13 protein-coding genes and 2 riboswitches are annotated in these 15,218 nt (G+C 68.6%); of the genes, 1 reads left to right on the forward strand and 12 read right to left on the reverse strand.

The annotated features are described in order from the left end of the window. Nucleotides 1-123: 123 nt before the first annotated feature. From FN976_RS19895 to FN976_RS19950, 12 genes are all read right to left on the reverse strand, one after another. Complete coding sequence (locus tag FN976_RS19895) at nucleotides 124-510, reverse strand: response regulator (protein WP_349291389.1); 387 nt, start codon at nucleotides 508-510, stop codon at nucleotides 124-126. 94 nt (nucleotides 511-604) lie between these two features. Next, nucleotides 605-976, reverse strand: a complete 372-nt coding sequence (locus FN976_RS19900; RefSeq protein WP_145894815.1) for an Hsp20/alpha crystallin family protein — start codon at nucleotides 974-976, stop codon at nucleotides 605-607. Nucleotides 977-986: 10 nt separating this feature from the next. Further along, complete coding sequence (locus FN976_RS19905; RefSeq protein ID WP_145894816.1) at nucleotides 987-1,436, reverse strand: Hsp20/alpha crystallin family protein; 450 nt, start codon at nucleotides 1,434-1,436, stop codon at nucleotides 987-989. A 77-nt stretch (nucleotides 1,437-1,513) separates the two neighbouring features. Further along, the gene (locus tag FN976_RS19910) at nucleotides 1,514-2,260 is read right to left on the reverse strand and encodes a sulfite exporter TauE/SafE family protein (protein ID WP_145894817.1); all 747 of its coding nucleotides are present in this window, start codon (nucleotides 2,258-2,260) and stop codon (nucleotides 1,514-1,516) included. 36 nt (nucleotides 2,261-2,296) lie between these two features. Beyond that, complete coding sequence (gene gcvP, locus FN976_RS19915; protein ID WP_145894818.1) at nucleotides 2,297-5,188, reverse strand: aminomethyl-transferring glycine dehydrogenase; 2,892 nt, start codon at nucleotides 5,186-5,188, stop codon at nucleotides 2,297-2,299. Between the two features lie 7 nt (nucleotides 5,189-5,195). Beyond that, complete coding sequence (gene gcvH / locus FN976_RS19920) at nucleotides 5,196-5,573, reverse strand: glycine cleavage system protein GcvH (RefSeq protein WP_145894819.1); 378 nt, start codon at nucleotides 5,571-5,573, stop codon at nucleotides 5,196-5,198. A gap of 23 nt (nucleotides 5,574-5,596) precedes the next feature. Then, complete coding sequence (gene gcvT, locus FN976_RS19925) at nucleotides 5,597-6,769, reverse strand: glycine cleavage system aminomethyltransferase GcvT (RefSeq protein ID WP_145894820.1); 1,173 nt, start codon at nucleotides 6,767-6,769, stop codon at nucleotides 5,597-5,599. A 3-nt stretch (nucleotides 6,770-6,772) separates the two neighbouring features. Further along, nucleotides 6,773-6,882, reverse strand: a riboswitch (glycine riboswitch). 11 nt (nucleotides 6,883-6,893) lie between these two features. Beyond that, nucleotides 6,894-6,983: riboswitch (glycine riboswitch) on the reverse strand. 9 nt (nucleotides 6,984-6,992) lie between these two features. Continuing rightward, nucleotides 6,993-8,288 (reverse strand): ABC transporter substrate-binding protein, encoded by a 1,296-nt coding sequence (locus FN976_RS19930; RefSeq protein WP_186511038.1) that lies wholly within the window; start codon nucleotides 8,286-8,288, stop codon nucleotides 6,993-6,995. Continuing rightward, entirely contained in the window at nucleotides 8,285-9,601 is a 1,317-nt protein-coding gene (locus FN976_RS19935; RefSeq protein ID WP_145894822.1) for a TAXI family TRAP transporter solute-binding subunit, read from the reverse strand. Before FN976_RS19935 ends, FN976_RS19930 begins: the two co-directional genes overlap by 4 nt. A 280-nt stretch (nucleotides 9,602-9,881) precedes the next feature. Then, nucleotides 9,882-11,423 carry a hypothetical protein gene (locus FN976_RS19940; protein ID WP_145894823.1) on the reverse strand — a complete coding sequence of 514 codons (1,542 nt, stop codon included), beginning with the start codon at nucleotides 11,421-11,423 and terminating at the stop codon, nucleotides 9,882-9,884. A gap of 17 nt (nucleotides 11,424-11,440) precedes the next feature. Then, complete coding sequence (locus FN976_RS19945) at nucleotides 11,441-12,592, reverse strand: glycosyltransferase (RefSeq protein ID WP_145894824.1); 1,152 nt, start codon at nucleotides 12,590-12,592, stop codon at nucleotides 11,441-11,443. Between the two features lie 2 nt (nucleotides 12,593-12,594). After that, nucleotides 12,595-14,298, reverse strand: coding sequence for an electron transfer flavoprotein-ubiquinone oxidoreductase (locus FN976_RS19950; protein WP_145894825.1), 1,704 nt, complete (start codon nucleotides 14,296-14,298; stop codon nucleotides 12,595-12,597). A gap of 128 nt (nucleotides 14,299-14,426) precedes the next feature. Here FN976_RS19950 and FN976_RS19955 point away from each other — a divergent pair, with 128 nt between their 5' ends. Further along, nucleotides 14,427-15,209, forward strand: coding sequence for an SDR family oxidoreductase (locus FN976_RS19955; RefSeq protein WP_145894826.1), 783 nt, complete (start codon nucleotides 14,427-14,429; stop codon nucleotides 15,207-15,209). Nucleotides 15,210-15,218: the final 9 nt, after the last annotated feature.

Consider the following 15,218-nt stretch of genomic DNA (forward strand, 5'->3'; position numbering starts at 1 on the left):
ACCTGAATCAGCGCCATGCGTCGTTACGGCCTCCTTGAGTGCGAAAGCACACGGCGTCGGCCGCGCCTAGCCTGGCGCTGATTCAGGTGCCGGCGCAGGCCCGTTTCTCTGCCGCCCAGGCTCCTAGTGCCCGCCGGCCGCACGGCGCAGGGCCGCGCAATAGTCGAGCAGGGCCTCGGTTTCCATCGATTTGTCGAACACGCCGTCGCTGCCCAGCGACTCGCAGCGCTTGCGGATGTCGGGACTGGCCGACCCGGTGAGCACCACCACCTTGCGCACGGGGTCCCGGTCGCGCAGGGCCATCAGGACACCGAAGCCGCTGCCGCCGGGTTCCAGCACCAGGTCGACGATGGCGATGTCCCAGTGGTTGGCCGGGTCGCGCAGCCAGGCGACCGCGGCCTTCTCGTTGGCGGCGCTGCCGGCCGTCTCGATGTTGCCGAGTTCGGCCAGCGCCTCGATCATGCTGTCCCGGATCTGCGGGTTGTCTTCCACCAGGAACGCCTTCAACACCAAGTCTCCTACCCGTGCGGGGCCTGGTGATTTTGCACCGAAGCGCCGCCGCCCGGGGTGCGGCGGCGCGGCGCGGCGGGCGTGGTGTGGCGAATTAGCCGACGTTCACCTGGATTCGGCGGGGCCGGGCTTCCTCCGCTTTTGGCAGGGTCAGGCGCAGGACGCCGTCGCGCAGCTGGGCCTCGATGCGCGAGGCGTCGAGCTCGCGGCTCAGCGTGAACTGGCGGCGATAGGCGGCGAACTGGGCTTCGCCGTAGACCAGTTGCATGGCCTCGGGCGCCGCGCTCGCGGCCGTCCCTTCGATGACGAGGCTGTCGCCGTCGACGCGCACCGCCAGCTGCTCGCGGGCGACGCCCGGCAGGTCAGCCAGCAGGGTGATGCTGTTCTCGTCCTCGAACACGTCCACGGGCGGCACCACATGGGGTTGCGGCTCGGGCTGGGTGGATTGCTGCTGCTTGTCGTTCATGACGTTCTCCTCAGTTCACGTCGATGCGGCGCGGCTGCGACGACTCGCGCTTGGCCACGCTGATGCGAAGCACGCCGTCCCGGTATTTCGCGTCGACGCGCGCCGGATCGGCGTCCTCGGGCAGGCTCACGACACGGCGGAAGCGGCCGGTGAAGCGCTCGCGGGCATACACGCTGGTGCGCTCGCCTTCCGGGGGCAGGTCACTCTTGCGCTCGCCCGCCACGATCAGCAGGCCCCGGTCCACGGTGATGTCGAGGCTTGCGGGGTCCAGTCCCGGTGCCAGGGCCATCACCTCGATGGAAGTCGGCGTGGTGCCCACATTCAGGCTGGGGAAGCCGCCGGCGGCGGCGGGCCGGATGCTGTTGCGTCCGCTGGCCGGGCGGAACACCTCGTCGAGCAGGCCCTGCATGCGCTGCAGGTCCGCGAACAGGCCCGCGGAGGGCTGGTAGATCCCGTTCATGGCTGGTCTCCTTTCTGGTCGGAACGGTGAGCGATTCCGAATTAGGGATCGTCTCCCGCCGTTTCAAGGGCCCGCGTTCAACGCATCAGGAGAACCGGAACGGAGGACGCCAGCATCGCGATGCCCGAGAGGGTGAGCAGGCCCAGGACGACCTGCCGGAATGCCGCTTCGCTGATGCCGATGTACAGCCGGGCGCCGAGCAGCACCGGGATGAGCATCGCGGGCGCCACCACGGCGAAGAGCGGCAGCATGCTTGCGTCGACGATGCCCGTGGCGAGGTAGCTGGCGAAGGTCACCACCTGCATGGCGAGGTTGAAGTTCTGGATGACGGCACGCTGCTCATCCTTTTGCCAGCCGCGCAGGGTGCACCACAGCGTCGGGACCACGCCGCTGAAGCCACCGAGGCCGCCCAGCACGCCACCGATGGCGCCGGCCGCACCGTCAGCCGCACGGCCGCCGTGCCGGATGCGCGGAAGCTTCGGGGCCAGGAACATCAGGGGGCACAGGATCACGAGCAGCGTGCCCAGGACCGCCTTGAACATCGGGATGTCGAGCTGGGGCAGCAGGTAGATGCCCAGCGGCAGGCCGGCCAGGCCGCCGAGAAGAAAGGGGGCGAGGCGTGGCAGGTCCCAGCCCCGGCGCACGGTGATGGCTGCGACGATCTGGCCGGTGAGGGAGCCGAAGACTGACAGCGCGGCGGCCAGGCGCGGCTCCAGCGTCCACGCCCACAAGGCCATCGCCGTGAGCCCGAAGCCGAAGCCCGAGAGGCCCTGGACGAAGCCGGCGAGCGCGGCGCCGGCGGCGACGAGGAGGATCAGTTCCAGGCCGTGCTCCCCGCGGATGGGGAGCGGCCGGAACCTTCACTCATAGGCCGACATCGGCACGCAGCTGCAGAACAGGTTGCGGTCACCGTAGACGTTGTCGACCCGGCCCACCGGCGGCCAGTACTTGGCGTGCCGGCGTTCGTCGAGCACGGCCGCGCCCACTTCACGCGGGTACGCATGCGTCCACTCGCCCTTCAGCAAGGCCGACGCGGTGTGCGGCGCATGCTTCAGCGGGTTGTCGTCCTGCGGCCATTCGCCCTGCTCGACGCGGCGGATTTCCTCGCGGATGGCGATCATGGCCGCGATGAAGCGGTCGATCTCCTCCAGCGTCTCGCTCTCCGTCGGCTCCACCATCAGCGTGCCGGGCACCGGGAAGCTGAGCGTGGGCGCGTGGAAGCCGTAGTCGATCAGGCGCTTGGCCACGTCTTCCGCCGTGACGCCGCTGGTCTCCTTCAGCGGCCGCAGATCCAGGATGCACTCGTGCGCCACGTGGCCGTTCTTGCTGGCGTAGAGCGTCGGGTAGTGCTCGCCCAGGCGCTTGCTGATGTAGTTGGCGCTGAGGATGGCGACCTCGGTGGCCTGCTGCAGGCCCTCGGCGCCCATCATGCGGCAGTACATCCAGCTGATGGGCAGCACCGCGGCGTTGCCCAGCGGTGCGGCGGACACCGCGCCCACGCCATGCGATGGCAGGCCGCCGGTCACGTGGCCGGGCAGGAACGGCACCAGGTCTTCGACCACGCACACGGGGCCGACACCCGGCCCGCCGCCGCCGTGCGGGATGCAGAAGGTCTTGTGCAGGTTGAGGTGGCTCACGTCGCCGCCGAACTCGCCCGGCGCGGCCACGCCCACCAGCGCGTTCATGTTGGCCCCGTCCACGTAGACCCGCCCGCCGTGACTGTGCACGAGTGCGCACAGCTCCTTCACCTGCGTCTCGAAAACGCCGTGCGTGCTGGGGTAGGTGATCATGATGCAGGCGAGGTTGGCGCTGTGCTTCTCGCACTTGGCCTGCAGGTCCGCCATGTCCACGTTGCCGTTGTCGTCGCAGGCCGTCACCACCACCTGCATCCCGACCATCTGCGCGCTGGCGGGATTGGTGCCGTGCGCCGATGACGGAATCAGGCAGACGTTGCGATGCGCCTGCCCCTTGCTGGCATGCCAGGCCTTGATGGCCAGCAGGCCGGCGTATTCGCCTTGTGAGCCTGCATTCGGCTGCAGGCTGATCCCGGCGTAGCCCGTCGCCTGGCACAACCAGGCACGCAGCTGTTCGTCGAGTTCGGCATAGCCCTGGAGCTGGTCGGCCGGCGCGAACGGATGCACGTGCGCGAACTCCGGCCAGGTCACCGGGATCATCTCGCTGGTGGCGTTCAGCTTCATCGTGCAGCTGCCCAGCGGGATCATGCTGCGGTCCAGCGCCAGGTCCTTGTCGGACAGCGCGCGGATGTAGCGCAGCATGCCGGTCTCGCTGTGGTGCGTGTTGAAGACCGGGTGCGTGAGGAAGTCGCTGCTGCGGCGCAGTTCCGTCGGGATCAGCGGCTCGATCCCCTTCTCGAACGCGTCGAAGGTTGGCAGCGGCTGACCGGCCTTGGCGAAGATCTTCCAGACCAGCTCCACCTCGGCGCGCGTCGTGGTTTCGTCGAGCGAGACCAGGATGTACTCGCCGTAGTAGAGGCGCAGGTTGGCGCCCATCGAATGGCCGCGGGCGATGATGGCAGGGGCGGCGTCGCCCACGTGCAGCGACAGCGTGTCGAACACGGCCTGCTCGCGTGGCGCGTGGCCCAGCTGCTCCAGGCCCTTGGCCAGGATCGCCGTGTAGCTCGCGACCCGTTGCGCGATCCGCTTCAGGCCCTGCGGCCCGTGGTAGACCGCGTACATGCTGGCGATGACGGCCGGCAGCACCTGCGCCGTGCAGATGTTGGAGGTGGCCTTCTCGCGGCGGATGTGCTGTTCGCGCGTCTGCAGCGCCAGGCGGTAGGCCGGATTGCCGTGCGAGTCGACGCTGACGCCGACCAGCCGCCCGGGCATCGAGCGTTTGAATTCATCGCGGCAAGCCATGAAGGCGGCGTGCGGGCCACCGGCGCCCATGGGCATGCCGAAACGCTGCGTGGAACCGACGACGATGTCGGCGCCCCATTCGCCGGGCGGCGTGATCAGGGTCAACGCGAGCAGGTCGGAGGTCGCGATCAGCGCGGCCTGCTTCGCGTGGATGCGCTCGGCGTCGGCGCGCAGGTCGTCGATGCGGCCGCTGGTGGAAGGGTAGGCCGCGATGACGGCGAAGTAGTCGCCTTGCAGCAGTGTGTTCCATTCCCCGGCCGACCCGGCCAGGGCGACCTCGATGCCCAGCGGCTCCGCGCGGGTCTGCACCACCTCGATCACCTGCGGGTGGCAGTCCGCCGCCATGACCAGGCGGTTGCTCTTGCTCTTCACGCTGCGCTTGGCGAGCGTCATGGCCTCGGCCGCGGCTGTCGCTTCGTCGAGCATGGAAGCATTGGCGATCGGCATGCCCGTCAGGTCGCACACCATCGTCTGGAAGTTCACCAGCGCCTCCATGCGGCCCTGGCTGATCTCGGCCTGGTAGGGCGTGTAGGCGGTGTACCAGGCCGGGTTCTCCAGGATGTTGCGCAGGATGACGCCCGGCGTGTGGGTGCCGTAGTAGCCCTGGCCAATGAAGCTCTTGAAGACGCGGTTGCGGCTGGCGATGGCTTTGAGCTCGGACAGCGCGGCGGCTTCCGTCACGGCCGGGGGCAGCTGCATGGCCTGCGACCGGGCGATCGAGCGCGGCACGATGCTTTCGATCAGCGCGCGGCGCGAAGCTTCGCCCACGGCCGAGAGCATCAGCTTCTCGTCGGCCTCGGAGACGCCGATGTGGCGCGGAATGAACTCAGTCGGGTTTTCCAGCTCGCCGAGCGGCCGGGCGGATTGCATCAGCATGGAGGAGTCAGGTGCTTTCTTTGAGGAATTTCTGGTAGTCGGGCTCGTCCATCAGCACGTCGAACTCGGCCATGTCCTTGATCAGGATCTTGAAGAACCAGCCATTGCCCATCGGGTCGTTGTTGGCCAGGGACGGGTTCTCGCGCAGGTCCTCGTTGACTTCGGTCACTTCGCCCGCGATCGGCATGTAGATGTCGGCGGCGGCTTTCACCGATTCGACGACGCCGGCCACCTCGCCCTTGGCGAAGACCTTGCCGACTTCGGGCAGGTCGACGAAGACCACGTCGCCCAGCGCGTCCTGCGCATGCAGCGTGATGCCGACGACGGCGGCCTCGTGGTCTTCGAGCTGGATCCATTCATGGTCGTTGGTGTACTTGACGGTCATGGTCTTCTCCTTTTGCGGGCGGCCTAGCCGCGGTGGTAGCGATTGGGGACGAATGGCATGGCGCTGACTTCCATCGGCACGGGCTTGCCGCGCACGATGGCTTGCACGCGTGTGCCCGGCGCCGCTTGCGCCGGTGGCACGTAGCCCATGGCGACAGGTTTGTCGATGCTCGGGCCCAGCAAGCCACTGGTGACTTCGCCGATGCGCGCGCCTTGCGGGTCTTGCAGTTCCGTGTGGTCGCGCACGGGCACGCGCTCCAGCGCGACCAGGCCCACGCGCTTGCGCGTGAGCGGCACCGTGCCGTCCAGTTGGCCGAGCACACGTGCCGCACCGGGGAACCCGCCCGCGCGTTCACCGCCGGTACGCCGCACCTTCTGCATGGCCCAGTTCAGGCCGGCTTCCACCGGGGTGGTGGTCGTGTCGATATCGTTGCCGTAGAGGCAAAGCCCGGCTTCCAGGCGCAGCGAATTGCGTGCACCCAGGCCGATGGGTTTCACTTCGGGCTGCGCGAGCAGGGCGCGCGCCAAGGCCTCGGCCTGCGCGCCGGGCACAGAGATCTCGAAGCCGTCTTCGCCCGTGTAGCCGCTGCGGGTGATGTGCAGGTCCGCGCCTTGCCAGGCGAAGGGCGAGCCGGTCATGAACACCAGCTTCTCGACGCCGGGCACCACGCGCTGCAGCGCGTCCACCGCCTTCGGGCCCTGCAGGGCAAGGAGCCCATGGTCAGGCATCGTGATGACCTGGCAACGTGCGCCGATCCTTTCCTGGATGTGCGCGATGTCGCCCACCTTGCACGCACCATTGACGATGACGAACAAGTCGCCGCCGCGGTTCACGAACATCAGGTCGTCGATGATCGTGCCTTCGTCGGTCAGCAGCAGGCCGTAGCGCTGCTTCCCCGGCGCGAGGCCGATCACGTCGACCGGCATCAATGTTTCGAGGGCGGCGGCGGCGTCGGGTCCCACCAGCCGCAACTGGCCCATGTGCGACACGTCGAACAGACCGGCGCAAGCGCGTGTGTGGTGATGCTCGGCCATCAGGCCGGTGGGGTATTGCACCGGCATCGAGTAGCCGGCGAAGGGGACCATGCGCGCACCCAGCTCGAGGTGCAAGGCATGCAAAGGGGTCTTCAGAAGCTCAACTGGCGAGTCGGACAACGGACGCTCCAAAGGGGCTGTGGGCCATGGTACTGCAACCATGGTCTGGCCCCTGCTGTCCGCTTTACCTGAGAGATTCACCCCTTGCGGGGTTTGCTCCTTCGGTGGAGAAATTGGAATCTGACCCCAATTTCCCTCTCTCCAGCAAGGTGACGCCCCGCGATGGAAGCGCTTGTCAGTCCTGGGTGCCTGAGCGTTCGGCTGGGGCCTGCGCCTTCGGCGGTTTCACGGGGAAACTCTCTCCTGACGGCGGCGATTGTAACCATCACCGCCCGCGCATCTTCAGCAGCCGCTCGCGCGCCGCGCCCAGGTGCTCGCGCAGCGTGTACCACCGGTCGGCGTAGCGGTCGGGCAGGTCGAGGCAGGCGACTTCCAGCTCGATCTGGTCCAGCCGCTGCAGCAGCGGCTTGAGGGTGATGGGGTTGTCGCTCACCGTGTCGAGTTCCTGCTCCAGGAACTTGAGTTCGCCGTAGTAGTGGGCGAGCACGGTGTTCACGCGCAGGCTGAACAGGCGCGGGATCCACATCAGCGCCAGCGCCGTGAGCACCAGGATCGGCAGCACGCCGAAGAGCAGGAGCTCGGCCAGTTGCGCCCACCAGTACGGCAGCACGGTCTCCAGCACGGGGCGGTCGCCGAGGGCGTACTGTCGCGCCACGGGGGAGAGCAGGAAGTCGGTCTGGAAGTCAGGAAACTCCGATTGCTGCTGCAGGAAGCTGGGCGTGCCATGGATTTCGGTGGCGGCGTCGAGCAGCGCCCGCTGAAGGGCAGGGTGCGCCGTCTCGCGCACGAGCAGGTGCGTGCCGGTGGACAACAGCGTCAAGTCGCGCGGCGGGACGTTGCCGCGCAGTTCGATGGCGCCTTGCGGCAACACGAAGGGACGCAGCCGCGGCTCGCGCGTGGCCAGGGCGTTGGCGCGGTCCAGGCCCACCATCGTGACGCCAGGCGAGCGCGTGAGCAGCCGCACGGTCGGGGCGTCGCTGCTGCCGATGGTGATCATGGCGTCGACCTGCTGTTCCAGCAGCGCGTTCGCCGCGGGCAGGCCCTGCAGTGGCACCCAGGTGACGTCACGCGCCAGGACCTGCGACTGCGCGAGCAGTTGTTCCGCGATGTCGCGCGCAGCGCTGCCCGGCGGCCCGGCCGCCACCTTGAGCCCGCGCAGCGACCCGAGTTGCAGCACGCCCGCGTGGTGCGTGAACACCCAGAGCGGCTGGCGCCCCACCAGCGCGAGGGCGGTGACCGGTGCTTCGGGCCCGCGCTCGGCCAGCAGCCCGTGCGCGAAGCCGGCCTGCGCGGCGTCCCGCGGGTTCGCCAGGCGCTGCAACGGTCCGAGAGCACCCGTCTCGGTGGTCAGCAGTTCCGCCGCGATGCCCAGCCGCTCGAGCTCGCTGCGGTAGCGCTCTCCGGCCTGCGCATAACCACCCTGGGGCACGCCCACCGCGATGGCCAGCGCGCGCGGCGGCAGGGTCAGCAGCGTGTTCGACAGAAGCCACACCGCGCATGCCGCCAACAGCAGCACGGGCAGGTAGAAGATGCCCCAGCGGCGCCGGTAGAGGAAGATCACCGGCCCCTCCGCTTGAGCAGGCCGAGCTGCACGAGCCAGATGTGCTTGCGCAAGGTGAACCAGCGCGCCAGCAGGTCGTCGGGCGGGGTGAATGCCTTCATGCGCTCGTCGATCTGGCGCAGGCGTGCGATGTGCCGCGATGCGTCGAGACCCGACACCGTGTCCTGTTCCAGGTCGTATTCGATGTACTTGAGCTCGCCGTACCAGCGGACCAGCCGGCTGTCGATCAGCCAGCGCAGCCAGGCAGGGACCAGGCGCGCGAGCCACCAAGCCACCAGCGCGATCGGCAGGCAGATGACCAGCAGCCGCAGCGTGAACTGCGCCCACCAGAAGGGCAGTTGCCGCTCCAGCCACGGCAGGCCGCGCGCCAGCGTGCGCCTGGCTTCGGCCGATGCGGGGTATTCGATGCGGCGCAGCGAAGGAAACTCACCGGCCCGATGGAACAGGCCCGGCGGCTCGTGCACTTCGCGCGCCACGGAAGCCGCCAGCCGCTGCAGTGCCGGGTGCAGCTCGGCCTGCGCGAGCAGGCTGGCCGTCGAGACCAGCACGGTCGTGTCGCGCGCGGGCAGCCGGGCGACGGGGTCGATGGCGCCCGCCGGCAGCAGCCGTGCCTGCAGCGCGGGCATGCGCTCGATCAGGGCCGCGCCGCGGCTCAATTGCACGAGGTGCACGCCCGGCACCTGCAGGTAGGCCTTGACGAGCGGAGAACTTGCCGACATCACCAGCAGCACGGCGTCGAGCTTGCCCTGGCGCATGGCTTCGACCCCACCGGGCCCGGTGAGCTTCGAATCCGTCGCGAGGTCCGACGGCTGCAGCCGCACTTGCGCCAGCAGCGCAGTGGCCAGCTGCCGGGTGCCGCTGCCGTCGGGCCCGAGCGAAACACGAAGGCCCTGCAACTGCTGCAGCGAATCGAGCCCCGCCACGCGCGAGAAAATCCACAACGGCTCCACGTCCACACGGGCGATGGTCTGGACGCGGGAGCGCGCTTCCGCGCTGCCGGCGCTGCTGACGCCACCCTGCACGAAAGCCAGCTGCGCCTCCGGCGCCGCCTGGCCGCGCAGGCGCCGGAGGTTCTCTTCGGCGCCGCCGGACGACGCGATGCGCAGCATCACGCCGTGCTCGGCGAAGCGCGCCGCGTAGCGCTGGGCATAGGCGTGGTAGACGCCTTCCGGCCCCCCGGAGCTGAGCGTGAGTTCGGTCGGCGGCATCGGCAGCACGGCCTGCCACAGCCACGCCATCGCCGCCACCGCCAGCACCGCGATGGGCAGGCGGATCAGGACCCACTTGCGCCGGTAGATGCGTGCCGCCGCCAAATCGCTCCTCCTCGTCTCGCTTTCCTTATAGCGGAAATGCGTGGCAGGACGAAGGGGATTTGTCGGTGCCGGCGGCTTCAGGCAAACTCGCCGGCACCGACGACGACCTCGTCGACCGACAAGGCGGCCGACAAGGCCGCGAGGAAATCGGCCAAGGCCGACGCCAAGATGGCCAAGGGCGACAAGTCCGCCGCGGGCAAGGCGACCGCCACCGCGACCAGCAACGTCCCTGAGAAGGCGGGCCCCTGGAGGCTCGACGCGTCTAGCCGTCCTGAGTCGCTCAGGGCCGCGCCGGCGCCTTCGGCTTCGACCGGTACAGCAGCACGGCCTTGTGGTCCTGGAAGTAGCCTCTCCAGCCGTCCTGCCGCAGCGCCTTCATGTGCCGCACGGTGTCGTCGAAGTCCTCACGCATCAGCAACATGTAGTTGACGTCGTACTCGTCCAGGAACGCGCGCAAGCGGGTTTCGTCGTTCAGCAGGTCGATGACGGCGACATAGTAGGCGTCGCCGTACGAATCGGCACGGGTGTCCACCACCGGCTTCAGGCGCGGCCAGGCGCGGTAGATGAGTTCGGGGCCCAGCACGGCGTGGTTGAACACGTTGCCCCGCAGGTCGGGATCCTCGATGCGCTCGCGCATCATCAGGGTGAAATTGGCGGACGGCGCGTAATACGGCCAGGCACCGTAGCCATTGCCGAATTTCAGGACCAGCGGCAGGGCGCAGGCGGCCAGGACCGTGGCGGCGCCCACCATCCGCCGCTCGACCTGCGCCGGGGGGCGCAGCCCGATGGCGCGGGCGCAGGGCACGATGGCCACGAAGCCGAACAGCACCGGGAAGCGCAGCGCCCGGAAGGCCAGCAGGCCGAAGGCGGCCAGCAGCAGCCAGTCGGTCCAGCGCAGGCGGTCGCGACGCACGAGCACGAGCGCGAGCGCGGCCGCCAGGACGCCAAGGAAAAGCACGATATAGCGCCTGCCCAGGTACTTGGGGGACAGCGTCGGCTGCCATTCGGTGAGGATGGTGCGCACCGCCTCCGAAGTCGTCAGCTGCAAAGCGAACTGGTACATGCCCCATCCCAGCGGGTTGAGCAGGCTCGCGAGTGCCATGGCCGCCGCCACGGCGGCGTAGGGACCGCCGGCCTGCCTGGCGGCGCCTGCCCAGGCGGCCATCCCGTGCGAGCGCCGCGGCCACGCCGCCTGGGCAGCCTCGCCAACGGCGAAGATCCCCGCGACCACCGGGCCCAGCAGGAAGGACCCGTGCGAATTGGCCCAGATGACGGCGAGCGGCACGCTCCAGAGCAGGCGCCGCCGGCGGCCGTCCTGCTGGAAGGCGACCAGCAGGTGCAGCAGCGCAAGCAGGAACACCAGCGCGACGATCTCCGGCCGGAGGTAGTGGCGGTAGTTGGCGACGGCCATTGCCAGCAGCGCAAGCAGCAGGCTGGCGCCGAAGCTGCGGGTGAGGCGCCAGGCCAGGCTGGCCGCGAGGGCGAACAGCAGGAGCCCGAAGCCGCCCAGCACCAGCCGGAGCTCGTCTTCCCCGACGGTGCTGACGAAGAGGTGAAACAGCACCGACGGCAGCCATTCGTGCATGTTGAATGCACGGTCGCGGACTTCGGTGAAGGGGAACAGGAGCGTGCGGGGGATCTCCCCGGTTTCCGCGATCATCCGGCCAATGCGGGCCTGCAGCCAGAAGTCGTTGCTCTCCATCGGCACGCTGGTCGCGATCAGGACGAGCACGAGGGCCAGGACCAGGGACGCGATGGCCAGCGGACCGCGCCGCGGCGAACCCGCTGGCGGCGCACCCGCAGGTGTCGCGGGCGCGCTCAAGGGTGCCTCCGACCCGCTCACGCGCGGCGCCATGTCACCACCCTGCTGGCCCCGTAGTTCCAGACCGTCCCGACGAGCGCGCCCGCCAATGCCGCGAGCAGCCAGGCCTCGTTCGAACGGTCGAACAGCGCGCTGGCGACTCCGACGTTGGCGATCACGCCCAGGCCACAGATCGCGTAGAAGGTGAGCAGGCCCCAGACCCAGCCCAGGCCGCGATGGCGGCGGTCCCGGTAGGTGAACACGTTGTTGAGCGCATAGTTGCTGGTCATCGCGACCAGTGTCGCGATGGTCTGGGCCGCGGCGAATTTTTCGCCCATGCCGCGGAACAGGGCCCACAGCACGGCCAGGTGCACCAGCACGCCCGAAGCTCCCACCAGCGCGAACATCACGAAACGAACCGGCACCCACCTGCCGATGCGCTTGTCGATCAGCAGCAGCGCGTACTCCCACGCGACAGCGGAGTCGAGCTTGCTCTCCCCGGCCACGCGCGGGCGGAACTGGTAGGGCACCTCCGTCACCCGCAGCGGCTCGCGGGCGGATGCAAGGATGTCGAGCAGGATCTTGTAGCCCTCGCCGGAGAGCCGGCGCATGACGCCGTCGAACAGGTCGCGGCGCAAGGCGAAGAAGCCGCTCATCGGGTCGCGCAGGCGCACGCGCAACACCGTGCCCGCCAGCCAGGTGGCGAAGCGGCTCATCGCCTCCCTTTGGGCGCCGAACCCTGCACCCACGCCGCCACCCTCGGTGTAGCGACTGCCCACGGCGACATCGGCCTGGCCCGCGTCGAGCACTTCGAGCAGGCGCGGCAGGATGGCTTCATCGTGCTGCAGGTCGGCGTCCATGACGGCCACGAGCGGCGCCGAGGTGCTGAGGATGCCTTCGATGACCGCGCGCGAAAGGCCGCGCCGGTCCAGTCGCAGCAGGCACCGCACGCGGGGATTGTCCCGCGCCAGCGCCTGCACGACGGCCGCGGTGCCGTCGGCGGAATCGTCGTCCACGAAGACCACCTCCCACTGCCGGCCGGCGAGCACGCGTTCGAGCCGGTCCACCAGGGGGCCGATGTTCGGGGCCTCGTTGAAAGTCGGCACGACCACGGCCACGGCTGCGGGCCGTGCCGTTGCCGCGTGAGCTTCGGCCGCGATGGGGTCGTGAAGCGCGGTCGGCTCTGTCATCGCTACATGTTCGTGTAGTTCGGCCCGCCACCGCCTTCCGGCGTCACCCACACGATGTTCTGCGTCGGGTCCTTGATGTCGCAGGTCTTGCAGTGCACGCAGTTCTGCGCGTTGATCTGCAGGCGCTGTCCGGCCCCGCCCTCGGCTTCGACGAACTCGTAGACACCGGCCGGGCAATAGCGCGACTCGGGGCCGGCGTACTTCGCGAGGTTGACGTTCACCGGTACCGACGCATCTTTCAGCGTCAGGTGCGCCGGCTGGTCTTCCGCGTGGTTGGTGTTGGAGATGAACACCGACGAGAGGCGGTCGAACGTCAGCTTGCCATCGGGCTTCGGGTAGACGATGGGCTTGCACTCCGCCGCGGGCTTCAGGTACGCGTGGTCGGGCTTGTCGCGGCGCAGCGTCCAGGGCATCTTGCCGCGCAGCAGCCATTGCTCGATGCCGTTCATCAGCGTCGCCGGCCACAGGCCCTTCTTGAACCAGCTCTTGAAGTTGCGCGACTTGTTCAGCTCTTCGTGCAGCCAGCTCTTCTCGAAAGCTTCCGGGTAGGCCGTGAGTTCGTCGTGCTGACGGCCCGCCGTGACGGCGTCATAGGCCGCGCGAGCGGCAAGCATGCCGGTCTTGATGGCGGCGTGGCTGCCCTTGATGCGGCTCACGTTCAGGTAGCCCGCATCGCAGCCCACGAGTGCGCCGCCGGGGAACACCGTTTTCGGCAGGCTCATCAAGCCGCCTGCCGTGATGGCGCGCGCGCCGTACGAAACGCGCTTGGCCGGCTTGATCCCTTTCTCTTCGTCGCCTTCCAGGTACCAGCGGACGTTCGGGTGCAGCTTCCAGCGCTGCATCTCCTCGAACGGGCTCAGGTACGGATTCTGGTAGTCCAGGCCGGTGATGAAGCCCAGCACCACCTGGTTGTTTTCCATGTGGTACAGGAAGGCGCCGCCGTAGGTGTCGTTCTCCATCGGCCAGCCGGCCGTGTGCATGACGAACCCGGGCTGGTGGCGCTTGGGGTCGATCTCCCACAGTTCCTTGACGCCCAGGCCGTAGGTTTGCGGGTCGCGCCCTTCGTCGAGCTTGAAGCGCGCGATCAACTGCCGCCCGAGGTGGCCGCGCGAACCTTCGGCGAAGATCGTGTACTTGGCGTGCAGCTCCATCCCCAGCTGGAAGCTGTCGGTGGGCTCGCCGTCCTTGCCCACGCCCATGTTGCCGGTGGCGACGCCCTTGACCGAGCCGTTCTCGTTGTAGAGCACTTCCGCCGCGGGAAAGCCGGGGAAGATCTCCACGCCCAGCGCCTCGGCCTGCTGGGCGAGCCAGCGCGTGACGTTGCCCAGGCTCACGATGTAGTTGCCGTGGTTCTGGAAGCATTCGGGCAGGAAGAAATTGGGCACGCGCGCGGCCATCTTCTCGCCGAGCAGGAACACCATCGCGTCGTCGGTCACGGGCTGGTTCAGCGGCGCGCCCTTGGCTTTCCAGTCGGGGATCAGCTCGGAGAGCGCGCGCGGATCCATGATGGCGCCGGAAAGGATGTGTGCGCCGGGCTCGGAGCCCTTCTCGAGCACGACGACCGAGATCTCCTTCTCGTGCTGCGCCGCCAGCTGCTTCAGGTGGATGGCCGTCGCCAGCCCGCCAGGGCCGCCACCCACGACCACCACGTCGTACTCCATGGCTTCGCGTGGGCCGAACTTCGCCAGGATTTCTTCTTGTGTCATGGGGTCTCGCTGATAATGGTTCCGCAGTGCGGTCGCACGGCGTGGTCGGCTGGATGGAGCTGTGAATTCTATTCGGCGCGCACGCACAGGCGCGGCACCATCCCATGGAATTCTAGAGAGGAAAGTCAGTGGCCTACAGCATCGATTTGTCCGGGCGAGTCGCCTTCATTACAGGCGCCTCCAGCGGCCTGGGGTCGCAATTCGCGCGCGTGCTTTCACGGGCCGGCGCCGCCGTCGTCCTCACCGGGCGCCGCGTGGAGAAGCTGAAGGACCTGCGCGCGCAGATCGAAGGCGAGGGGGGCGATGCGCACGTGCTCGCCCTCGACGTCACCGACCTCGACAGCATCAAGTCCGCCGTCGCCCACGCCGAGACCGAGGTGGGGTCCATCGACATCCTGGTCAACAACTCCGGCGTCAGCACCACGCAGCGCATCCAGGACGTGACGGAAGAAGACTACGACTTCATGTTCGACACGAACACCAAGGGCGCCTTCTTCGTCGCGCAGGAGGTCGGCAAGCGGATGCTGGCGCGGGCGCGCGGTTCGGCACCCGGCACCTACACCGGCGGGCGCATCATCAATGTCGCCTCGATGGCGGGCCTGCGGGTGCTGCCGCAGATCGGCGTCTACTGCATGAGCAAGGCGGCGGTGGTGCACATGACACGCGCGCTGGCGCTGGAGTGGGGCCGCTTCGGCATCAACGTCAACGCCATCTGCCCGGGCTACATCGATACCGAGATCAACCACCACCACTGGTCCACCGAGCAGGGCCAGAAGCTGGTGAACATGCTGCCGCGCAAGCGCGTGGGCAAGCCGGAAGACCTGGACGCGCTCATCGTGCTGCTGGCGTCCGACCAGAGCCATTTCGTCAACGGCGCGGTGATCGCGGCGGACGACGGGTTCGCGGTCTAGACCCCGTCC

Source organism: Caenimonas sedimenti (genome assembly GCF_007833165.1).
GTDB classification, from domain to species: domain Bacteria; phylum Pseudomonadota; class Gammaproteobacteria; order Burkholderiales; family Burkholderiaceae_C; genus Ramlibacter; species Ramlibacter sedimenti.